Annotated in this window: 19 protein-coding genes and 1 pseudogene; 13 read left to right on the top strand and 7 right to left on the bottom strand. The window is 72.4% G+C overall.

Annotated elements, in window-relative coordinates; genetic code table 11:
• The 4 genes and pseudogenes from ACFVX4_RS32805 to ACFVX4_RS32790 form a co-directional block, all read left to right on the top strand.
• Positions 1-149, top strand: a pseudogene (locus tag ACFVX4_RS32805) (4-hydroxy-3-methylbut-2-en-1-yl diphosphate synthase); the annotation flags it as partial.
• Between the two features lie 201 nt (positions 150-350).
• Positions 351-1196 (top strand): GNAT family N-acetyltransferase, encoded by an 846-nt coding sequence (locus ACFVX4_RS32800; protein WP_389984375.1) that lies wholly within the window; start codon positions 351-353, stop codon positions 1194-1196.
• A 64-nt stretch (positions 1197-1260) separates the two neighbouring features.
• Positions 1261-1830 (top strand): GNAT family N-acetyltransferase, encoded by a 570-nt coding sequence (locus tag ACFVX4_RS32795; protein WP_389984372.1) that lies wholly within the window; start codon positions 1261-1263, stop codon positions 1828-1830.
• 193 nt (positions 1831-2023) lie between these two features.
• Positions 2024-3718, top strand: coding sequence for a proline--tRNA ligase (locus ACFVX4_RS32790; RefSeq protein WP_389984369.1), 1695 nt, complete (start codon positions 2024-2026; stop codon positions 3716-3718).
• A 58-nt stretch (positions 3719-3776) separates the two neighbouring features.
• Here ACFVX4_RS32790 and ACFVX4_RS32785 read toward each other — a convergent pair whose 3' ends face one another.
• The 3 genes from ACFVX4_RS32785 to ACFVX4_RS32775 are packed head-to-tail and all read right to left on the bottom strand — an operon-like array spanning position 3777 to position 5753.
• Positions 3777-4682 (bottom strand): aminoglycoside phosphotransferase family protein, encoded by a 906-nt coding sequence (locus ACFVX4_RS32785; protein WP_389984366.1) that lies wholly within the window; start codon positions 4680-4682, stop codon positions 3777-3779.
• A gap of 28 nt (positions 4683-4710) precedes the next feature.
• A complete protein-coding gene (locus ACFVX4_RS32780) occupies positions 4711-5229 on the bottom strand; it encodes a ferritin-like domain-containing protein (protein WP_389984363.1) in 519 nt (172 codons plus the stop codon).
• Positions 5226-5753: a hypothetical protein gene (locus ACFVX4_RS32775; protein ID WP_389984360.1), complete on the bottom strand. Its 528-nt coding sequence runs from the start codon at positions 5751-5753 to the stop codon at positions 5226-5228. Before ACFVX4_RS32775 ends, ACFVX4_RS32780 begins: the two co-directional genes overlap by 4 nt.
• Positions 5754-5930: 177 nt before the next feature.
• Here ACFVX4_RS32775 and rimP point away from each other — a divergent pair, with 177 nt between their 5' ends.
• The 9 genes from rimP to ACFVX4_RS32730 all read left to right on the top strand — a co-directional run bounded on the left by rimP (position 5931) and on the right by ACFVX4_RS32730 (position 17976).
• Entirely contained in the window at positions 5931-6428 is a 498-nt protein-coding gene (gene rimP, locus ACFVX4_RS32770) for a ribosome maturation factor RimP (protein WP_266427442.1), read from the top strand.
• 2 nt (positions 6429-6430) lie between these two features.
• A complete protein-coding gene (gene nusA, locus ACFVX4_RS32765; RefSeq protein ID WP_266427444.1) occupies positions 6431-7471 on the top strand; it encodes a transcription termination factor NusA in 1041 nt (346 codons plus the stop codon).
• Positions 7472-7580: 109 nt separating this feature from the next.
• Positions 7581-7859, top strand: coding sequence for a YlxR family protein (locus ACFVX4_RS32760; protein WP_389984356.1), 279 nt, complete (start codon positions 7581-7583; stop codon positions 7857-7859).
• A gap of 147 nt (positions 7860-8006) precedes the next feature.
• Positions 8007-11108, top strand: a complete 3102-nt coding sequence (gene infB, locus ACFVX4_RS32755; RefSeq protein WP_389984353.1) for a translation initiation factor IF-2 — start codon at positions 8007-8009, stop codon at positions 11106-11108.
• Between the two features lie 167 nt (positions 11109-11275).
• Positions 11276-11572, top strand: a complete 297-nt coding sequence (locus ACFVX4_RS32750) for a DUF503 domain-containing protein (RefSeq protein WP_389984350.1) — start codon at positions 11276-11278, stop codon at positions 11570-11572.
• Between the two features lie 25 nt (positions 11573-11597).
• Positions 11598-12050, top strand: a complete 453-nt coding sequence (gene rbfA, locus ACFVX4_RS32745) for a 30S ribosome-binding factor RbfA (protein ID WP_266427452.1) — start codon at positions 11598-11600, stop codon at positions 12048-12050.
• A complete protein-coding gene (gene truB, locus ACFVX4_RS32740) occupies positions 12047-12943 on the top strand; it encodes a tRNA pseudouridine(55) synthase TruB (protein ID WP_389984346.1) in 897 nt (298 codons plus the stop codon). Before rbfA ends, truB begins: the two co-directional genes overlap by 4 nt.
• Positions 12944-13148: 205 nt before the next feature.
• Positions 13149-16979, top strand: a complete 3831-nt coding sequence (locus ACFVX4_RS32735; protein WP_389984343.1) for a trypsin-like peptidase domain-containing protein — start codon at positions 13149-13151, stop codon at positions 16977-16979.
• 43 nt (positions 16980-17022) lie between these two features.
• The gene (locus ACFVX4_RS32730) at positions 17023-17976 is read left to right on the top strand and encodes a bifunctional riboflavin kinase/FAD synthetase (protein WP_389984340.1); all 954 of its coding nucleotides are present in this window, start codon (positions 17023-17025) and stop codon (positions 17974-17976) included.
• Between the two features lie 157 nt (positions 17977-18133).
• Here the strand turns inward: ACFVX4_RS32730 and ACFVX4_RS32725 are convergent, their stop codons facing one another.
• The 4 genes from ACFVX4_RS32725 to ACFVX4_RS32710 are packed head-to-tail and all read right to left on the bottom strand — an operon-like array spanning position 18134 to position 22168.
• On the bottom strand, positions 18134-19129 hold the full coding sequence (locus ACFVX4_RS32725) for an oligopeptide/dipeptide ABC transporter ATP-binding protein (RefSeq protein WP_389984337.1): 996 nt from the start codon (positions 19127-19129) through the stop codon (positions 18134-18136).
• The gene (locus tag ACFVX4_RS32720; protein ID WP_389984334.1) at positions 19126-20157 is read right to left on the bottom strand and encodes an ABC transporter ATP-binding protein; all 1032 of its coding nucleotides are present in this window, start codon (positions 20155-20157) and stop codon (positions 19126-19128) included. The genes ACFVX4_RS32725 and ACFVX4_RS32720 overlap by 4 nt, the downstream gene beginning before the upstream one ends.
• Positions 20154-21089, bottom strand: a complete 936-nt coding sequence (locus ACFVX4_RS32715; protein ID WP_389984331.1) for an ABC transporter permease — start codon at positions 21087-21089, stop codon at positions 20154-20156. Before ACFVX4_RS32715 ends, ACFVX4_RS32720 begins: the two co-directional genes overlap by 4 nt.
• Positions 21086-22168, bottom strand: coding sequence for an ABC transporter permease (locus ACFVX4_RS32710; protein ID WP_389984328.1), 1083 nt, complete (start codon positions 22166-22168; stop codon positions 21086-21088). The genes ACFVX4_RS32715 and ACFVX4_RS32710 overlap by 4 nt, the downstream gene beginning before the upstream one ends.
• Positions 22169-22245 lie beyond the last annotated feature (77 nt).

Raw genomic sequence — 22245 nt, 5'->3', positions numbered from 1 at the left:
AGGGGCAGATCTTCGTGAAGGGCGAGGTCATCAAGACGGTGCCCGAGTCGAAGATCGTCGAGACGCTGATCGAAGAGGCCATGAAGATCGCCGAGCAGATGGAGAAGGACGGCATCGCCTCGGGCGAGCCCGAGGTCTCCGTCAGCTGAACCACGACGTCAGCTGAACCACGACGTCGGCTGAACCACGACTCGCACCACAGCGCCCCGCCGGACGGACACCGACCGGCGGGGCGCCGCCGTGAGCGACCTCACGGACCGCCGCGGAGCCTGTTCGCAGGCACGGGCGGCACGGATGAGCCGCTTCGGTTAAAGTGCGGAAATCAGCAGACCGTATGGTGAGGCCCCCTCGTGTTGACGCAGACCACCACCCGGGTCCTCGAACCCCGCGACCTCGGTGCCGCTCTCGCCGTCCTGGAGAGCGAGCCCGTCGCCAACGCCTTCGTGACGTCCCGGGTCCAGATCGCAGGTCTCGATCCCTGGCGCCTCGGCGGCGAGATGTGGGGCTGGTACGCCGACGGCCGACTCCGCTCGCTCTGCTACTCGGGCGCCAACCTCGTCCCCATCTGCGCCACCCCCGAGGCCGTCCGGGCCTTCGCCGACCGGGCCCGCCGGGCCGGCCGCCGCTGCTCCTCGATCGTCGGCCCCGCCGAACCCACCGCCCAGCTGTGGCGGCTGCTCGAACCCGGCTGGGGACCCGCCCGCGAAGTCCGGGCGAACCAGCCGCTGATGGTCACCGAGAGCCCGTCCGCCGACGTGACCCCCGACCCCCTGGTCCGCCGGATCCGCAAGGACGAGATGGACGTCCTGATGCCGGCCTGCGTGGCGATGTTCACCGAGGAGGTCGGCATCTCCCCGCTCGCGGGCGACGGCGGACTCCTCTACCAGGCCCGCGTCGCCGAGCTCATCGGAGCCGGCCGCTCCTTCGCCCGGATCGAGGACGGCAAGGTCCTCTTCAAGGCGGAGATCGGCGCCGCGACCCCGCAGGCCTGCCAGATCCAGGGCGTCTGGGTCGCCCCCGAACACCGCGGCCGCGGACTCTCCGAAACCGGCATGGCCGCGGTCCTGCGCTACGCGCTGGCCGATGTCGCCCCCGTCGTCAGCCTCTACGTGAACGACTACAACACCCCCGCGCGCCGGGCCTACGCCCGGGTCGGCTTCCGGGAGACCGGCGCGTTCATGAGCGTGCTGTTCTGACCGGCCGGCCACCGGCTTCACCGCCCCGTACCTCGCACCCCGCCCCGGCCAGTAGGGTCGGCGCATGGCAGCAGTTCCCGGGGGCGGCCCCCGCACTCCCAGCGTCCGGATCGGGCCGATCGATCTCGCAGCGCGCGTGGACGAGGCGCTCGCCGTGCAGGCCGTCGCCTTCGGCCTGGGTCCCGAAGAGGTCGAGGTACGGCGCCATATCGTCCTCAGACACCTCGACCACCCCCGCGCCCGCGCCCTCGGCGCCACCACCGCCGGCGAGCGGCTCGTCGGCTTCGTCTACGGCATGCCGAACGAACGCGGCCAGTGGTGGTCCACCGTCGTCGAGCCCTACCTCCGCGCCACCGGCTGCGTGCACTGGCTCGACGACGCGTTCGTCATCACCGAACTGCACGTCCTGCCGGAGTTCCAGAACCGGGGCATCGGGCGCACGCTGATCACCACCATCACCGACGCCGTCGACCAGCCCCGCTCCATCCTCTCCGCCATCGACACGGAGAGCCCGGCACGTGGCCTGTATCGCAGTCTCGGCTACCAGGACCTGGCCCGGCAGGTGCTCTTTCCCAGCGCCCCCAAGCCGTACGCCGTGATGGGAGCCCCGCTCCCGCTGCGTCGCAAGGGCTAGGCCCTGCCGTCAAACTGCCGTCTGCCGTGCGGCGTCTGGCACGCACGGCTTTTCGTTTGGATCAGGCCGGGCTCGCGTGCCCGGTGCCGCACCTCGCCGGTCACGGCACCGGCACCGCGGACAATGGATTTCCGCCCACCCGTACCGCCCGGCTAACCTCCTGCACATCACCCTTTCCAAGCAGGAGTTCACCATGGCCCAGGTCCAGCGCATGTCCCGATTGATGATCAAGACACTGCGCGACGACCCGGCCGACGCCGAGACGCTCAACCACAAGCTGCTCGTCCGGGCCGGATACGTACGTCGCACCGCGGCCGGAATCTGGACCTGGCTGCCGCTCGGCAAGAAGGTCCTGGAGAACATCACCCGCGTCGTCCGCGAGGAGATGGACGCCATCGGCGGCCAGGAGGTCCTGCTCCCCGCGCTGCTGCCCAAGGAGGCGTACGAGGCGAGCGGGCGGTACGACGAGTACGGCGACCTGCTGTTCCGGCTCAAGGACCGCAAGGGTGCCGACTACCTCCTCGGCCCCACCCACGAGGAGATCTTCACCCAGGTCGTCAAGGACATGTGCTCGTCCTACAAGGACCTGCCCGTGATCCTGTACCAGATCCAGACCAAGTACCGCGACGAGGCCCGTCCCCGGGCCGGCGTGCTGCGCGGCCGTGAGTTCCAGATGAAGGACTCGTACTCCTTCGACACCACCGACGAGGGTCTCGCCGAGGCGTACCAGCTCCACCGCGCCGCCTATATCCGGATCTTCGAGCGGCTCGGCCTCGACCACCGCATCGTCTCCGCCGTCTCCGGTGCCATGGGCGGATCGGCGTCCGAGGAGTTCCTCGCGCCCGCCCCGGCCGGTGAGGACACCTTCGTCGACTGCCCCGCCTGCGACTACGCCGCCAACACCGAGGCCGTGACCTTCAAGGCCACCCCCGCGGACGGCGCGGCGCACGGCCCCGTCGAGGAGCTGGACACTCCCGACACCCCGACCATCGAGACGCTCGCCGCACACCTCGGCGTCCCGGCCTCCGCGACCCTGAAGAACCTGCTGGTCAAGGTCGACGGCGAGATCGTGGCCGTGGGCGTGCCGGGCGACCGCGAGGTCGACCTCGGCAAGCTCGGCGAGCACCTCGCCCCCGCCGTCGTCGAGCTCGTCACCGCCGAGGACTTCGAGGGCCGTCCCGACCTGGTACGCGGCTACGTCGGCCCGCAGGGCCTGGAGAAGGTCCGCTACATCGCCGACCCGCGCGTCGCCCCCGGCACCGCCTGGATCACCGGCGCCAACAAGGAGGGCAAGCACGCGAAGAACGTCGTCGCGGGCCGTGATTTCGAGGTTGCCGACCACCTCGACGTCGTCGTCGTCGAGGCCGGCGACCCCTGCCCCAATTGCGGCACCGGCCTCCGGGTGGACCGCGCCATCGAGATCGGGCACATCTTCCAGCTCGGCCGCAAGTACGCCGACATCTTCTCCCTCGACGTCCTCGGCCAGCAGGGCAAGCCCGTCCGCGTCACGATGGGCTCGTACGGCATCGGCGTCTCCCGCGCGGTGGCCGCCCTCGCCGAGCAGACCGCCGACGACAAGGGCCTGTGCTGGCCCCGCGAGATCGCCCCGGCCGACGTGCACGTCGTCGCGGCGGGCAAGGCGCTCCAGACCGAGCTGGCGCTCGATGTCTCCGAGAAGCTGAACGCCGCGGGCCTGCGCGTCCTGGTCGACGACCGTCCGGGCGTCTCGCCCGGCGTCAAGTTCACCGACTCCGAGCTCATCGGCGTCCCGAAGATCCTGGTCGCCGGCCGCCGTTCGGCCGAGGGCGTCCTGGAGCTCAAGGACCGCCGCACCGGTGAGCGCGAGGAGCTCACCGTCGACGAGGCGATCGCCCGCCTCACCGCCTGACCCCGCAGAAAGCCGCAGGCCCCCGCGCACCGCGCGGGGGCCTGCGGCCTGTCGGTCCTCAGAGCCAGCTCGCGAACTCCAGCGTCAGCTCGCCCTCCTGGCGGCGGCCGGCCGTCAGCGCCCGGGTCCCCGACTCCACCGCGCGGAACAGCGTCCAGCCGTGCAGCCGCTCCCGGTCCACGTCCAGCGAATCGGCGAGCTTCTTGATCCGCCGGCGGGCCGTCACCGGGCCGCCGGGCGAGGCGATCAGGTCCTCGACGCGGTCGCGCACCAGGCGGGCCAGGTCGTAGGCGCGCTCGCCGACCAGCGGCTCGGGGCCGACCGTCAGCCACGGTGCCCGCTCGCCGGCCAACACCTTGCTCTGGCGGAAGTTGCCGTGCAGCAGCAGAAGTTCGGGGGAGTGGGCGACCAGCTCCTCACGCGCCGCGAGCGCCGCGGAGACCAGCGGCTCCAGGCCCGGGGCGGCAGCCGCGCAGGCGCGCATCGGCCCGATCCGGTGCCCGGTCCGTTCGGCGACCGTCTCGAAACCGTGCCCGGCCGGCGGCTCGACCCACAGCCGGCGCACCGTCCCCGCCGCTTCGAGCAGCGCCTTCGCCTCCGGCAGCGAGCGCAGCGACACCTCGGGGTGCAGCCGCTCCAACAGCAGTGAGCCGGGGCCGGCGGCGATGAGCTGGACCGCGCCCCAGCCGTTCCAGTGGGCCAGTGCCGCCCGCTCCAGCTCGGGTGCGGCCCCGGGCGGCGCGATCTTCAGGGCGGCCGGGGTGCCGTCGGAACCCGTCACCAGCAGGACCAGACTGCTGCGGCCCCCCGGGGCGGCGACCCGCTCCACGGTCGGCTTCCGTCCGGTGGCGGACAGCGCTTCCTCGGTCAGTGCGGGAAGCTGCGCGAGCCAGTCGGCGGCGGCCGCATCCCCGTACGACTCGCCCAGCGCCCGCACCAGACGCTGCGGCGGTTCGAAACCCATACGTGCTTTGTTCCCTTTCAGAGCTTCTTCAGTGCGCCGCGCCGGACCCGTTCGTCACATCGGCCCCGTTCTTCGCACCGGACCCGGCGTTCGTGGCTGTCCCCGCCTTCGCACCGGTGCCGTCGGCGGACCGCTCGACGAGCCCGGGAAAGGCTACGCCGCTGCCCCGCCAGCGGACCGCGCGCACCGCGGCCTCCCGCAGCGCGTCGGCCGCCTCCCGCCTGAGCGGACCCTCGGCGGCCCGCACGAGATCGGAGTACACACCCGCGACCCGGTCCTCCAGCACGGCCGCCAGCCGCACCGCCGCGGCCGGGTCCGGCACCGCGAACGGCAGAGCGTACGCGGCCTGCGCCGCCACCGGCTCGCCGCCCAGTCCGCGCACGGTCCGCGTCAGCGCGTCGCGCCGGGCCCGGTGCGCGTGATAGGCCGCCACGGCCTCGGCCCGGCGGCCCTCGGCGACCCGGCCGCCGACCACCCCGTACCCGTACACCGCCGCGTGTTCGGCGGCCAGGGCCGCCTGTGCGGCCTTCCGTGTCCCGGCACTCATGACGAGGTCTCCTTGGCCAGTTCGGTCAGCAGATAGGCGTGGGCCGCGCCCGCCGCCGCGATCGATGCCAGCAGCCGGGCCAGCTCCGGCGGGGCCTCCATGAGGGCCGCCAGGTGCGCGTCCGCGGCACGGCGCTCCGCCGCGGCCAGCTCCTTGAGACCGGCCTCGGCATCGGCCGCCCGCGACCGCGGGAGGGCGGGCGCCTGCCCGTCGGCCGGTGCCAGCGCCTTGGCATGGGCGCGTACGGCGTCCCGCAGCGGCGAGAGCCCGGCGGCGGTCGCCGGGTGGGCCCTGATCACCTGCTCGTACCCGCCGAGCAGTTCCAGGCCGGTACGAGCGGCGGCTGTCCGGATCCTCTCCTCCGCCCGCGCCGCGGAGGCCTGCTCGGCCGCCGTCGCCGCCCCGGACCGGGCGGAGTCCTTCCCGCGCCCCGGCCCGTCACCGCAGCCGGCCAGCACCGCCCCCAGGGCGAGCGCTCCCGTCGCGGTGAACGCACCTCTGCGCGTCGTCCCCGTGCGCCGCACCTGTTCTCCTTCGGGCCTGTACCTGACTTGACTGGATCTGTCCTGAAGTGATCACCGCAGGCGAGCGTACCCGCGGCCGGGGAGCCGGCGGACGGCAACACCCCTCGGGACCGGATACCCTTTGACCTGACACGCGACGATCCCCACAACAGCACACGCGGCCGAGGAGTCACCCGGATGAGCACCACCCAGAGCGAGAGGCTGCGCGGGCTGCTCGAACCGCTCGTCAGCGCCGAACAGCTGGATCTCGAAGAGATCGAGGTGTCCCGGGCCGGTCGCCGCCGCGTGCTGCGGATCATCGTGGACTCCGAGGAGGGCGTCGAGCTGGACGCCTGCGCCGAGCTGAGCCGCGCGATCTCCGAGAAGCTCGACGAGACCGACGCGATGGGCGACGGCGAGTACGTCCTCGAAGTCAGTTCCCCCGGTGCCGACCGTCCGCTGACGGAGCACCGCCACTACGTACGTGCCACGGGCCGCCTGGCCAAGCTGCATCTGCACGAGGGCGGCGAGCTGGTGGCCCGCATCCTCGCCGTGGACGAAGAAGGCCTCGACCTCGAAGTGCCGGGCGTCAAGGGCCGCAAGCCCACGTCCCGCCGGGTCGCCTTCGACGAGATCGCCAAGGCACGCGTGGAGATCGAATTCAGCCGCAAGGACAAGAAGGAAGAGGAGGCGTAGCCGTGGACATCGATGTGAAGCTCTTGAAGGGCTTGGCACAGGACAAGGAGATCCCCTTCGACGTGCTCGTCGAGGCGATCGAGTCGGCCCTCCTCATCGCCTACCACCGTACCGACGGAAGCCACCGCCGCGCGCGAGTGAAGCTCGACGAGCGCGGCCATGTGACGGTGTGGGCGAAGGAGGACCCGGCCGACCTCGAAGAGGGCCAGGAGCCCAAGGAGTTCGACGACACCCCGTCCGGCTTCGGCCGGATCGCCGCGACCACCGCCAAGCAGGTCATCCTGCAGCGGCTGCGCGACGCCGAGGACGACAAGACGTTCGGTGAGTACGCGGGCCACGAGGGCGATGTCGTCACCGGCGTCGTCCAGCAGGGCAAGGACCCGAAGAACGTCCTGGTCGACATCGGCAAGCTGGAAGCGATCCTGCCGGTGCAGGAGCAGGTGCCCGGCGAGGAGTACACCCACGGCCTGCGGCTGCGTACGTACGTCGTACGGGTCGCCAAGGGCGTGCGCGGCCCCTCCGTGACGCTGTCGCGGACCCACCCCAACCTCGTGAAGAAGCTCTTCGCGCTGGAGGTGCCGGAGATCGCGGACGGTTCCGTCGAGATCTGCGCGATCGCCCGCGAGGCCGGTCACCGTACCAAGATCGCGGTCCGTTCGACCCGCTCCGGGCTGAACGCCAAGGGTGCCTGCATCGGCCCGATGGGCGGCCGTGTGCGCAACGTCATGGCCGAGCTGCACGGCGAGAAGATCGACATCGTGGACTGGTCGGACGACCCCGCCGAGATGGTCGCCAACGCGCTGTCGCCCGCACGGGTGAGCCAGGTCGAGGTCGTCGACCTCGGTGCCCGGTCCGCCCGGGTCACCGTGCCGGACTACCAGCTCTCGCTGGCGATCGGCAAGGAGGGGCAGAATGCCCGCCTCGCCGCCCGTCTCACCGGCTGGCGCATCGACATCCGTCCGGACACCGAGACCGACGCCGAGCGCGACGTGGCCGACCGGGAGCGGGCCGAGCGGGCCCGTGAGCGGTCCGAGCGCCGCTGACCCGGCCCGCAGGGAATACATCTGGGCGGCATGCCGCCCAGATCACGACAACATCCGTTCGATTTTTACCCCAAAGGGGTGAGGTCGGTGCGGGGAGGTAGACTTGGACGTGTCTGGCCGGACGCAGGCCCGTGCTTGCCCTGAGCGAACCTGTGTGGGATGCCGGGAGCGGGCGGCCAAGAGCGAGTTGCTGCGCATCGTCGTGGACGGGGACGCCTGCGTTCCCGATCCTCGCGGTACGCTGCCCGGCCGGGGTGCCTATGTACACCCCGCCTCCGTCTGTCTGGACCTGGCGGTTCGCCGCCGGGCCTTCCCCCGGGCCTTCAAGGCCAAGGGGCCGTTCGACCCCGCCGCAGTGCAGCGGTTCGTCGAGCGGGTGACACCGTAAGAAATGAACGGCACGGGACCCCGTGCGGTCAGGTACCTCGCGAGTTGGAAGTAGGTCGAGATTGCGATGAGCACTCGATGAGTACGCGATGAGTACGCCCATGAAGTAGCGACGGTCCGGCGGTAACCCGGACCTAAAAGGAGCGAAGTGGCTAAGGTCCGGGTATACGAACTCGCCAAGGAGTTCGGCGTCGAGAGCAAGGTCGTCATGGCCAAGCTCCAAGAACTCGGTGAATTCGTCCGTTCGGCGTCCTCGACGATCGAGGCGCCGGTTGTACGCAAGTTGACTGACGCACTGCAGGGGCCCGGCGGCAACGCCGGCAAGTCCGCTGCAAAGCCTGGCGCGCCCCGCAAGGCGACGCCCGCAAAGCCCGCAGCGCCCTCCCCGGCCGCTGCGGCACGTCCCGCTGCCCCGAAGCCCGGCGCCCCGGCCCCCAAGCCGGCCCCCGCCGCCCCGGTGAGCAGCACCCCCGCAGCGCCTTCCGCGCCGTCTGCCGGCCCGCGTCCGGGCCCGAAGCCCGCGCCCAAGCCCGCTCCGGTGACTCCGGTGCCCGCCGCCGAGTTCTCGGCTCCGGCTCCGGCCCAGCAGGCTGCCCCGCAGCAGCAGGCCCCGCGTCCCGCGGGTGCCACCCCCGGGCCCCGTCCCGCCCGTCCGGCCCCGGCCGGCGGTCAGCGTGACGGTGGCCAGCGCGACGGCGGCCGTGGTGGCGAGCGTGGCGGCGACCGCCCCGCACGTCCCGCGGGCCAGGGCGCTCCGCGCCCCGGCGGCTCCCGTCCGGCCGGTCCCCGTCCGGGCAACAACCCCTTCACCTCCGGTGGCTCGACGGGCATGGCCCGTCCGCAGGCGCCCCGTCCCGGCGGCGCCCCGCGTCCCGGTGGCGGCCAGGACCGTCCGGGCGCCCCGCGTCCGCAGGGCGGCCCCGGTGGCGCTCCGCGTCCCCAGGGTCAGGGCGGTGCCCGTCCGACTCCGGGCGGCATGCCCCGTCCGCAGGCTCCCCGTCCGGGCGGTGCCCCCGGTGGTAACCGTCCGAACCCGGGCATGATGCCGCAGCGTCCCGCTGCCGGCCCGCGTCCCGGTGGTGGCCCCGGCGGTGGCCGTGGTCCCGGTGGCGGCGGTCGTCCCGGCGGCGGTGGCGGCGCAGGCCGTCCCGGCGGTGGCGGTGGCTTCGCCGGCCGTCCGGCCGGTCCCGGTGGCGGTGGCGGCGGTTTCGCCGGTCGTCCCGGTGGCGGCGGTGGCGGCGCAGGCCGTCCCGGCGGTGGCGGTGGCTTCGGCGGTCGTCCCGGCTTCGGTGGACGTCCCGGCGGCCCCGGTGGCCGTGGTGGCACACAGGGTGCGTTCGGCCGTCCCGGCGGTCCCGCGCGTCGTGGTCGCAAGTCGAAGCGGCAGAGGCGCCAGGAGTACGAGGCCATGCAGGCCCCGTCGGTGGGCGGCGTCATGCTGCCTCGCGGCAACGGACAGTCCGTCCGTCTGTCGCGCGGTGCCTCCCTCACCGACTTCGCGGAGAAGATCAACGCCAACCCGGCGTCGCTCGTCGCCGTGATGATGAACCTCGGCGAGATGGTCACGGCGACGCAGTCCGTCTCCGACGACACCCTCAAGCTGCTCGCGGACGAGATGAACTACGTCCTCGAGATCGTCAGCCCCGAGGAGGAGGACCGCGAGCTGCTCGAGTCCTTCGACATCGAGTTCGGCGAGGACGAGGGCGGCGAAGAGGCCCTGGTCTCGCGTCCGCCGGTCGTGACCGTCATGGGTCACGTCGACCACGGTAAGACCCGACTGCTGGACGCGATCCGCAAGACGAACGTCGTCGCGGGCGAGGCCGGCGGCATCACGCAGCACATCGGTGCGTACCAGGTCTCCTCCGAGGTCAACGGTGAGGACCGCAGGATCACCTTCATCGACACCCCGGGTCACGAGGCGTTCACCGCCATGCGTGCCCGTGGTGCGAAGTCCACCGACATCGCGATCCTCGTGGTGGCGGCGAACGACGGTGTGATGCCCCAGACGATCGAGGCGCTGAACCACGCCAAGGCGGCCGACGTGCCGATCGTGGTCGCGGTCAACAAGATCGACGTCGAGGGCGCCGACCCGACGAAGGTGCGCGGTCAGCTCACCGAGTTCGGTCTGGTGGCCGAGGAGTACGGCGGCGACACGATGTTCGTCGACATCTCCGCCAAGCAGGGCCTCAACATCGAGTCCCTTCTGGAGGCCGTCGTCCTCACCGCCGACGCCTCGCTCGACCTGCGGGCCAACCCGGAGCAGGACGCGCAGGGTATTGCGATCGAGTCCCACCTCGACCGCGGCCGCGGTGCCGTTTCGACCGTCCTGGTCCAGCGCGGCACGCTGCGCATCGGCGACACGATGGTGGTCGGCGACGCGTACGGCCGTGTCCGGGCGATGCTCGACGACAACGGCAACAACGTCGAGGAAGCGGGTCCGTCGACCCCCGTCCTCGTGCTCGGTCTCACCAACGTCCCGGGTGCCGGCGACAACTTCCTGGTGGTCGACGAGGACCGTACGGCCCGTCAGATCGCCGAGAAGCGTGCCGCCCGTGAGCGCAACGCCAACTTCGCCCGCAAGGGTGTCCGGTTCTCCCTGGAGAACCTGGACGAGGCGCTCAAGGCCGGTCTGGTCCAGGAGCTCAACCTCATCATCAAGGGCGACGCGTCCGGTTCGGTGGAGGCTCTCGAGTCCTCGCTGCTCCAGCTCGACGTCGGCGACGAGGTCGACATCCGGGTCCTGCACCGCGGTGTGGGTGCGGTCACCGAGTCGGACATCGACCTGGCGACCGGCTCCGACGCCATCGTCATCGGCTTCAACGTCCGCGCTGCCGGGCGTGCCCAGCAGATGGCGGAGCGCGAGGGTGTCGACGTCCGCTACTACTCGGTGATCTACCAGGCCATCGAGGAGATCGAGGCGGCCCTCAAGGGCATGCTCAAGCCGGAGTACGAAGAGGTCGAGCTCGGTACGGCGGAGATCCGCGAGATCTTCCGCTCGTCCAAGCTGGGCAACATCGCCGGTGTGCTGGTCCGCTCCGGCGAGGTCAAGCGCAACACCAAGGCGCGCCTGCTGCGCGATGGCAAGGTCATCGCGGAGAACCTCAACATCTCCGGTCTGCGCCGCTTCAAGGACGACGTCACCGAGATCCGCGAAGGCTTCGAGGGCGGTATCAACCTCGGAAACTTCAACGACATCAAGATCGACGACGTCATCGCGACGTACGAGATGCGCGAGAAGCCGCGAGGCTGATCCACGGGGAATTCCGGGGGCAACCCCCGGATCTCTCTTCAACAGTCGGGGCCGGTCGACGGGTCGTATTTCCGTCGATCGGCCCCGGCCGTTCCGTGTACGGTTCTGGTGTCCCTGCCAAGCACTGGCAGGGCGCGAACCCGAACCGGCGGGACATCCGGACACACATGTATGTGGGGACACTGTCCTTCGATCTGCTTCTCGGCGACGTACGGTCGTTGAAGGAGAAGCGCTCAGTCGTCCGTCCGATCGTCGCCGAGCTCCAGCGCAAATACGCGGTGAGCGCGGCGGAGGTGGGCGGTCAGGATCTCCATCGCAGGGCCGAGATCGGGCTTGCCATGGTCTCCGGGGACACCGGACACCTCACAGATGTTCTGGACCGGTGCGAGCGGCTGGTGGCCGCACGCCCGGAAGTGGAGCTGCTGTCCGTACGACGGCGGGTACACAGCGACGAAGACGATTGAGCAAGGCGAAGAAGGAGACGGACCAGTGGCCGACAACGCGCGGGCGAAGAAGCTGGCGGACCTCATCCAGGAGGTGGTCGCCGAGAAACTGCAGCGGGGTATCAAGGACCCGCGTCTGGGTACGCACGTGACCATCACGGACACCCGGGTCACCGGTGACCTGCGGGAGGCCACGGTCTTCTACACGGTCTACGGCGACGACGAGGAGCGGGCGAGCGCCGCAGCCGGTCTGGAGAGCGCCAAGGGCATCCTGCGTTCGGCGGTCGGAGCGGCGGCGGGGACGAAGTTCACCCCCACCCTGGCCTTCGTGGCGGACGCCCTGCCGGGCAACGCCAAGGCGATCGAGGACCTCCTCGACCGGGCGCGTGCCTCGGACGCACGGGTGCGCGAGGCGTCCTCGGGCGCCACGTACGCCGGTGGTGCCGACCCGTACCGCAAGGCGGACGACGAGAACGACGAGGACGCCGCCTCCGAATGACATCGCAGAAAACGCCGGACGGCCTTGTCATCGTCGACAAGCCGTCCGGCTTCACTTCGCACGACGTCGTCGCCAAGATGCGCGGCATCGCCCGGACCCGCCGGGTCGGCCACGCCGGCACGCTGGACCCGATGGCGACCGGCGTTCTCGTGCTCGGTGTCGAGAAGGCCACCAAGCTGCTGGGCCATCTCGCACTGACCGAGAAGGAGTACCTCGGCACGATCCGGCTCGGCCAGGACACCATCACGGACGACGCGGAGGGCGAGATCACCTCGTCCACCGACGCGTCCGGTGTGACCCGGGACGGCATCGACTCCGGGGTCGCCGCCCTGACCGGACCGATCATGCAGGTGCCGTCCAAGGTCAGCGCCATCAAGATCGACGGCAAGCGGTCCTACGCGCGGGTGCGCGGCGGCGAGGAGTTCGAGATCCCGGCCCGGCCGGTGACGATCTCGTCCTTCAACGTCTACGACGTCCGCCCGGAGGTCGCTGAGGACGGCACGCCGGTCGTCGACCTGGTCGTCTCGGTGGTCTGCTCCTCGGGTACGTACATCCGTGCGATCGCCCGGGACCTCGGCGCCGGCCTCGGCGTCGGCGGGCATCTGACCGCGCTGCGGCGCACCCGGGTCGGTCCCTACGGCCTCGACGCGGCGCGGACGCTCGACCAGCACCAGGAGGAGCTGACCGTGATGCCGGTGGCCGAGGCCGCCGCCTCGGCGTTCCCCCGCTGGGACGTGGACGAGAAGCGCGCCAAGCTGCTGCTGAACGGCGTGCGGCTGGACATGCCGGCCTTCCCGCCGGGACCGGTCGGCGTCTTCGGGCCCGACGGGCGGTTCCTGGTCCTCGTCGAGGAGCAGAAGGGCAAGGCCAAGAGCCTCGCCGTATTCGCCTGACGGGCGGACCGGTCCTTCGGGACCCGCATCGTGGAGCGGGCGGGGCAGTCCCTGCGCCCGCTCCACGATCCCCCCACATGGTCTGTCCACCGGACGCCATCAATTCACCCCAATGGGCAGGCGCTCGGAGTGAAACGGGGGTGCATTCGGGGGCGCTTTTACTCCGAGTGGCCCATGCGGTGATCATCGGACCTAACGTCGGACCATGGGAAGCGGGGACCGGGCAGCGCTGGTACGTATCTGCGATCCGGCCGGCCGGCCGCGGGGGACCGGATTCATCGCGGACGACCGCGGCACGGTACTCACCAGTCACGAAGCCGTCGACGGCACCACCCGGCTCGTCCTGCACGGAACAGGCGGTCGCAGCCGCACCGTCGAGGCCGACGACATCACCGCCCTGCCCGAGCTGGATCTCGCCCTGCTGCACACCGCGGGGCCCGGAGAGCTGGGCGTGGAGCCGGTACCGATCGCCCGGCGGGACCGGATCGACGCCGGTACGTATGTGACGATCGCCGCGCACGGCTGGCGCGAGGCCCGGGTGCTCGGCACGGCTGACGTGACGTACACCGCGAACGGCCACTCCCACCTGATCGGCGCGGCGCTGGAGCTGGCGCTCGGTACGGACGGCAGGGACGCCCTGCGGCTCGGCGGCGCGGCCGTGGGCGGGCCCGTCCTCGACCCGGAGAGCGGCGCGGTCATCGCCGTGCTGGGCAGTGCGCTGCGCGCCGGGCACGCGGGCGCGGGGTTCGCCGTGCCGCTCCGGGAAGCGGGCACCGGCGGCCCGCTCGACGCCCTGCTGCGGCGCAACGCGACGAGCGTTCCCGGATACGGACGCGATCTGAATCTCGCGGGCGCCCTGCACCTCACCGCGACCTCGCTCGGCTCGGCGGACGGCCCCGCCGCCTGGCCCGATCCGGTCGAACGCCCGGATGTCATCGCGGAGTTCACCGCCTTCGCGGGCCCGGTCCGAGCCGCGTCGGCACCGGACGGCCCTGCCGTGGTCCTCGGTCTCGTCGGAGCGCCGGGCACCGGCCGTACCACCGAACTGGCCGCACTCACCGCCCGCCGGGCGCGCGGCCCGGTACCCGCGCCCACCCTCTGGCTGCGCGGCGCCGATCTGCTGGCCGACGACACCTCGGTCGCCGACGCCGTCGCCCGTACGCTGCGCCGGGCCGGGCGGATCGTCAGCGCCGCCGGAGCCGGCGGCGACATGGCGAGCGCCACCCCCGAGCGGGTGGCCCGGCTGGCCGAGGAGTCCGGGAGCCCGCTGCTCGTCCTGCTGGACGGCCCCGAGGAGATGCCTCCCGCGCTGGCCCACGAGCCGGCCCGGTGGACCGCCGCCACCGTCGAATGGCTGCGGGGGCACGGGGCGCGGCTCGTGATCGCCTGTGGGCCCGAGCACTGGGAGACGGCCGGTGCGCTCTGCCCGCCCGGCGCGCTGCACCGCCCCGCCAGGCCGGCCAGGCGGCTGCCCTCCGCGGTCCGCCTGGGCGAGCTCACCGCAGGCCAGGCAGGACAGGCCAAGGAGCGGTACGCCATCCCGCCCGAAGCGCTCGCCCCCGGCCACGACCGGCACCCGCTCACCCTGCGCCTGCTCGCGGAGGTGCGCGCCGCGCTGCCGGGGGACGTCGCCGGGCAGCCCGACACCGAGCAGGTCTTCGGCGCCCACCTGGACCTGATGTGCCTGCGGATCGCGGTCCGGATCGCAGCGGTGTCCGGCCCGGCGCCGGGGGGCGGCGCGGTCCGCAGGCTGGCCGCGCGGGTGGCGGGGCAGGTCCACGAGGCGGCGCGGCGCTGTCTGGGTCCCGGGCAGGGGGAGCTGGGCCGGGCGGCGTTCGAGGAGGTCTTCCCCTGGCGCACGGGCTGGGCGTCGGCCGTCCTCACCGAGGGCCTGCTCGTCCCGGCGGGCGCCGGCTACCGCTTCGCGCACGAGGAGCTGGGGGACTGGGTGCAGGGCGCCCACCTGGACGTGGACGCGGCGCTGCACGCGCTGGTCCACCGCCGGCACGCGCAGGAGGGGCCGGGCGAAGGGCCGGGGGCGACGGGCGCCGAGCACCGTGTTCCGCAGCCGAGGAGGCCGTGTACGGGGCGCGAGGCGACCGCGGCGGTGCCCACGGGGCCGCGAGCGGAGCCCGGCCGTGCGGACCTGCCGGACGCGGCGGTGCAGGCGCGGGCGGCGACCGGGGCACGCACCCTGCCCGTGCCGCGCCATCGCATCGGCCCGGTGATCCAGGCCCTGCTGCTCCTGGGCCGCCGACAGGGGCCCGCCGCCCTGTCCCACCAGCTGGCCGACCTCATCGAGGCGCTGGACCGGCTGTCGGCGGAGGCGGAGGCGGAGGCGAAGGTGGAGGCGAAGGTGGAGGTGGACGCGGGGGCGGCGGCCGGCGCCGCGGCCCTGTGTACCGCCCCCGGCCACGACAGGGAGAACGGCGCACCACGTCACGACGCCCGCTGGTGGACGGTCCGTCTGCTCTCGGAGACCCTGCTCCGGGTGCCCGACGCCCGGCCGTACCTCGGCGTGCTGCGGCTCCTGGCCGGCCGGGTCGTGCGCCGGGCCGCCGCGGGCTCCCCGGGAGGCCCGGGGTCGTACGCCGCGTTCGGGCCGTGGTTCTGGCGGCGGCTCAGGCTGCCCGAGGAGGACCGGATCGATCTGTTCCGGCGTCTCGTCCCCGCCGACGGCCCGCCCCGCGGCGAGCCCCGTGCCGAGCGCGACCGCTCCTGCGGCACGTACCCCGACGGCGACGGCGGCGAACGGTTCCTGGACGCCGTCGCGCGACGGCTCGTCGACCGGCCCAGGACCGTGCAGCCACTGCTCTGCGGCTGGTTCACCGACGAGCGCCCGCTTCCCGCCGGGGACGGGAACGCGATGCGGCCGACCGTGGGAGCCGCCGCCCAGGCGCTCCTCTACGCCCGCCGGGACCTGGCCGTCGACGATCTGACCGACGCACTCGTCTCGACCCCCCACCCCCGGGCCGAGGAACTGCTCACCGCGCTGGCCGAGGACGAGCCCGCCGCGCTGTGCCGGGCCGTGCACCGCTGGGCCCACGACGAGGACCGGCGCGCCCGCCGCACCGCCGCCGCCTCGTACGCGCTGATCACCTCGGCGCACGCCACCCTCGACGCCGACCGCGAGCTGCTGCGCGGATCGGCCCTGGCCCTGCTGGCCCGCCCGGCGGACGCCGCCCTGCACGGGGCCGCGCTCGCCCTCCTCGTGCAGGACCCGCGGACCAGGGACCGTTACCTCCCGCAGGCGCTCCGGGCCTTCGTCGCGGGGGAGTCCGGGCCGTCCGCGGACGCGCTCGCCGTCGTGCTGCCCTCCCACCCGGAACCGGTGCTCGCCGCGTTCCGGGAGCGGCTCACCCGGCCGGACGACGGGGCGGGCGAGGTGTTGTGCGCGCTGGCCGGGATCGACGCCCCCGCGCTCGCCCTGCACACCGCCGGGCTCGTGCGCGCCTACATCGACAGCCACCCGGACGATGCCGTGCACCCGGCCTCGTACGTCGACCGGAGGCTGGAGCGCGGCCCCGCCGCCCGCGCCCTGCTGCTGCCCCTGGTGACCGGGCTGCTGCGGGACCGCCCCGTGCCGCCGCCGGTACGCGGCGCGCTCGCAGGGGTGCTCGCCGCGCCCGGGAGTCCCGCCTCCGGGCCGCTGAGGGAGCAGCTGCTGGAGGTCCTGCTGGACTTCGAGCAGGAGGCCCACCGGGATCCGGCCGTGCTCGACGCGTTGCTGCGGGCCGCCGCGGCCGGCTCCGGCGGGCGTGCCCCCGCCCGTACCCGCGCCCTGGTCCACCGCACCGGGACACTGCTGGTCCGGACCCCCGAGGGCGCGGTCCGCTTCGACGGCCGGCTGGTCGAACTCGCCCGTGAGCTGCCCGGATTCGCCGCCCTGATCACTGGGTGGCTGGCTGACGCCCCGCAGGAATGGGCGACGCTCGTCGGCCCGAGCGCACGGCGGACCGTGGAGGCGCTGGGAAGCCCGAAGACGATGCCGATGCAGGCCGCGCGGCGTGAGCATGGCAGTCTTAGACCTGCGTAAGAGACAAACCCACGTACACAGGTTCGGGCGAGGAGCGGTCAGAGTGCAGCGCTGGCGTGGCTTGGAGGACATCCCCCAGGACTGGGGACGCAGCGTCGTCACCATCGGCTCCTATGACGGGGTGCACCGCGGGCACCAGCTGATCATCGGGCGGGCCGTGGAGCGCGCCCGTGAGCTGGGCGTGCCGTCGGTCGTGGTGACCTTCGACCCGCACCCCAGCGAGGTCGTACGCCCCGGCAGCCACCCGCCGCTGCTCGCCCCGCACCACCGGCGCGCCGAGCTGATGGCGGAGCTGGGGGTGGACGCGGTGCTCATCCTGCCGTTCACCACCGAGTTCTCCAGGCTGGCGCCGGCCGACTTCATCGTGAAGGTGCTCGTCGACAAGCTGCACGCGCAGCTGGTCATCGAGGGGCCGAACTTCCGCTTCGGCCACAAGGCGGCCGGGAACGTGCAGCTGCTCACCGAGTTCGGTGAGACCTACGACTACCGCGTCGAGGTCATCGACCTGTATGTGAGCGGCGAGGCGGGCGGCGGCGAGCCGTTCTCCTCCACCCTCACCCGGCGACTGGTGGCCGAGGGCGATGTCGCGGGCGCCGCCGAGATCCTGGGCCGTCCGCACCGGGTCGAGGGCATCGTGGTCCGCGGCGCGCAGCGCGGCCGTGAGCTCGGCTTCCCCACGGCCAACGTGGAGACGCTGCCGCACACCGCGATCCCCGCCGACGGCGTCTACGCGGGCTGGCTGGACGTGAACGGCGAGGCGATGCCCGCCGCGATCTCGGTCGGCACGAACCCGCAGTTCGACGGCACGGAGCGGACGGTGGAGGCGTACGCGATCGACCGCATCGGCCTCGACCTGTACGGGCTCCATGTCGCGGTGGACTTCCTGGCGTACGTGCGCGGGATGCTGAAGTTCGACTCGATCGACGAGCTGCTCGTGGCGATGGCCGCCGATGTGAAGCGGTGCAGCGAGCTGATCTCCGCGTACGAGCGCGGCTGAACCTCTGCGCACCCGAGCAGGGCCGAACCACCGCCGGGTGCGAGTGCGGCCGAATCTCCACGCGTACGAACGAGCGCGGCTGAACCCCGCCTCGTACCCGACCGGGGCCGGAACCGTTTCGACGGTCCCGGCCCCGCCTCGTCGCACCGCCGCCGCGCTACGTCCCGGCCTTCGCGGCGGCGAGGGCCCAGTGGCACGCCACCTGTGTCCGCCCGCCGCCCGCGAGCACCGGCAGATCCTTCGTACGGCAGTCCTCCGCGACGCCCGCCCGTTCCGCCTCGCCCGAGGCGAGCACCTGGCAGCGGGCATGGAAGCGGCAGCCGGACGGCACCCTGGACGGGTCCGGCGGCTCACCGGTCAGGATCACCGGCTCGTCCCCCGACTCCGGCAGCACCGACAACAGCGCCCGGGTGTACGGATGCTGAGGAGCCGTCAGGATCTCCTCCACCTTGCCGGTCTCCACGATCCGTCCGAGGTACATCACCGCGACCCGGTCCGCGATGTTCCACGCCAGGCCGAGGTCGTGCGTGACCACCAGCGCGGACAGGCCCAGTTCGTCCCGCAGCCGCAGCAGCAGGGCGAGGATCTCGCCGCGCACCGAGGCGTCGAGCGAGGCCACCGGCTCGTCGGCCACGATCAGTTCGGGCTCCAGGACCAGCGCGCCCGCGATCACGACCCGCTGGCGCTGACCGCCGGACAGCTCGTGCGGATACCGCAGGAAGAATCGTTCCGGCGGCCGCAGCCCGGCCCGTGACAGCGCCCCGGCGACCGCCTCCCGCTCGTCCCCTGCGTATCCATGGATCCGCAGGCCCTCGGCGACGGCGTCGTACACCGTGTGCCTCGGGTTGAGCGAACCGCTGGGGTCCTGGAGCACCAGCTGGACCCGCTTGCGGTACGTCTTCAGCGCCCGGCTCGCGTAGTCGAGCGGCTTGCCGCCGAAGGTGACCCGCCCGGACGTCGGCGGGACCAGGCCCAGCAGGGAGCGCGCCAGCGTCGTCTTGCCGCAGCCCGACTCGCCGACCAGCGCGACGATCTCGCCGGGGTGGATGTCCAGGTCGACACTGTCCACGGCACGCGCCGGGGCGGCCCCGCGCCGGCCGGGGAAGGTGACCTCCAGCCCCTCGGCGCTGAGCAGGGGAGTGGTGGTGCTCATGGTGTGCTCCTTGCTTCCTCGGCGCCCGGCCGGGCCGGGACGGCGACCGCCCCCGGCTCCACCAGCACACAGGCGGCCCGCCGCTCCGGCCCCGCGACCCGCAGCTCCTGGTCCTCGGTCGTGCAGGACTCCAGGGCCACCGGACAGCGCGGGTGGAAGGTGCAGCCGCCGGGCAGCGCCGACGGGTCCGGCGGATCGCCGGGCAGCCCGCGGGGCGCGAACCGGGAGGCCGGGTCGCCGATGCGCGGGAACGCGCCGGACAGGGCCTTGCCGTACGGATGGTGCGCGTTCTCGTAGACCTCGGACGCCGGGCCCTCCTCGACGACCCGGCCCGCGTACATCACCGCGAGCCGGTCGCAGGTGTCCGAGAGCACCGCGAGGTCATGGCTGATCATGATCAGACCGAGGTCCTGCTCGGACACCAATTGCTCGATCAGCCGCAGGATCTGGGCCTGGATCATCACATCGAGAGCCGTGGTCGGCTCGTCCGCGATGATCAGCCCCGGGTCGCAGGCGAGCGCCATCGCGATCATCACGCGCTGCCGCTGCCCGCCGGAGAGCTCGTGCGGATAGGCGGACGCGCGGGCGGCGGGCAGCCCCACCTGCTCCAGCAGCTCGCCGGCCTTCTTCGCCGCCCCGGCCTGCGTCGCCTTCTTGTGCAGCAGGATCGGTTCGGCGATCTGCTCCCCGATCCGGTGCACCGCGTTGAGCGAGTGCATCGCGCCCTGGAAGACGATCGACGTGCCCGCCCAGCGCACCGCCCGGACCTGGCCCCACTTCATGGTGAGGACATCCTCGCCGTTCAGCAGGATCTCGCCGGAGACCTTCGTGCCGGCGGGCAGCAGCCGCAGCAGCGCGAGCGCCAGCGTCGACTTCCCGCAGCCCGACTCACCGGCGATGCCGAGTTTCTGCCCGGCGTCGACGGAGAGGTTCACGCCACGGACGGCCTGCGCTCCGCCGGCGTATGTCACCGTGAGGTCCCGCACGTCGAGAAGCGGTGTCTTCCGGATGATGCTCGTCGTGCTCAACGGGCCACCCCCAGCTTGGGATTGAGGACGGACTCGATGGCTCGGCCGCACAGTGTGAACGCCAGCGCCACCAGGGCGATGGCGATGCCGGGCGGTGCCAGGTACCACCAGTCGCCCGCGCTGACCGCGCCCGCCTCGCGGGCGTCCTGGAGCATGCCGCCCCAGGAGGTGGTGGTCGGGTCACTGAGACCTAGGAAGGCCAGGGTGGCCTCGGTGAGGATCGCGCTGGAGATCACCAGAGTGGTCTGCGCGAGCACCAGCGGCATCACGTTCGGCAGCACGTGCCGGGCCATGATGTGCCCGTGGCCGCCGCCCAGCGCGCGGGCGCGTTCGATGTACGGGCGGGACTCCACGGCGAGCGTCTGGGCCCGGACCAGCCGGGCCGTGGTCGGCCAGGTCGTGACCCCGATCGCGATGATGACCGTCCACATCGAGCGGTCCATCACCGTGGCGAGCGCGATGGCGAGGACCAGGGTCGGCATCACCAGGAACCAGTCGGTGACCCGCATCAGGACCGTCGAGTACCAGCCGTGGAAGTGCCCCGCGACGATGCCGACGACCGTACCGATGGCGACGCACAGGAACGCCGCGAGCAGGCCGACCGTCAGCGACACCCGGGTGCCCCACACCAGCAGTGCCAGCACGCTCCGGCCGAACTGGTCGGTGCCGAGCGGGAATTCGCCGCTCGGCGACTCCAGGGCACCACCGGGGGCACCGGTGACGCTCTGCGAGTCGGCGCCGACGAGCTGCGGCGCGAACAGGGCGACCAACGCGATCGTGACGAGCGCGGCCAGCCCCCACAGTCCGCTCCGGTGGCCGCGGTACTCCCGCCAGAAGCGGGCCATGGACCGGCGCTTGCGCGCGCGGGCCAGGGCGCGCGGATTCTGCGCGGTCTCCGCCTTCGTGGGCGTGGGCATGGATTCGGTCGTCATCGGCCCACCCGGGGATCGAGCAGCGGATAGAGCACATCGGCAAGGGTGTTCGCCAGGATCACCGCGGTGGCGAAGACGAAGAACAGCCCTTGTACGAGTGGGAGATCGGGCACGCTGAGCCCCTGGTAGAAGAGGCCGCCCAGACCCGGCCAGGAGAACACCGTCTCCACCAGGATCTGTCCGGCGACCACATGCCCGAGGTTCACGAACATCAGCGTGAAGGTCGGCAGCATCGCGTTCGGCACGGCGTGCTTGCGGCGCACGACGTCGTCCCGCAGCCCCTTCGCGCGGGCCGTCGTCAGATAGTCGCTGCCCATCTCGTCGAGCAGCGAGGAACGCATCACCAGGAGCGTCTGCGCGTACCCGACCGCGACCAGCGTGATCACCGGCAGGACCAGATGGTGCGCCACGTCGAGAACGTAGGCCAACCCGGTCTCGTTGCCCGACTCCAGACCGCCCGTCGGGAACATCCCGGGGATCGGGCCGATGCCCACCGCGAAGACGATGATCAGGAGCAGGCCCAGCCAGAACGACGGCACCGAGTAGAGCGTGAGCGCGAACGCGGTGTTGAAGCGGTCGCTCAGGGAGCCGTTGCGCCAGGCGGTACGGGTGCCGAGCCAGATGCCGAGCGCGGTGTAGAGGACGTACGACGTGCCGGTGAGGAGCAGGGTCGCCGGAAGCGCCTCGGTGATCTTGTCGATGACCGGCGCGTGGAACTGGAACGAGGTGCCGAAGTCGCCCGTGAGGGCGTCTCCCACGTACGACGTGAACTGCTGCCACATCGGCTGGTCGAGGCCGAACTGGTGCCTCAGCGACTGGAGTTGTTCGGCGGATACGGGCCGGCCGCCCGTCATCTGCTTCACCGGGTCGCTGGGAATGAGCCGGAAGAGGAAGAAGCTGGTGACCAGAACGGCGAAGAGCGAGACCGCTGCTCCCGCGATCTTGGCCGCCACGTATTGGAGATATGCCTTGGTGTTGCGCGCCCGTGGACCGCGGGCGGCCGACGGGCCGGCCTGAGCCGCGCCGTCGGTGTCCGCGTCCGCGATCTGCACGAGCGCCGGAGTGCTTTCAGCTGTCATGGGGAACTCTCGTTACTCGTGCTGCACGTGGAGGGGCCGGCCGACGGGGCGGGTGCTCCCCGGTCGGCCCCTCTCTC

Origin of the sequence: Streptomyces sp. NPDC058240 (assembly GCF_042882135.1) — a bacterium.
Taxonomy (GTDB): Bacteria; Actinomycetota; Actinomycetes; order Streptomycetales; family Streptomycetaceae; genus Streptomyces.
The sequence above is the reverse complement of the archived record's forward strand: the minus strand, read 5'-3'. Positions and strand labels throughout refer to the sequence as shown.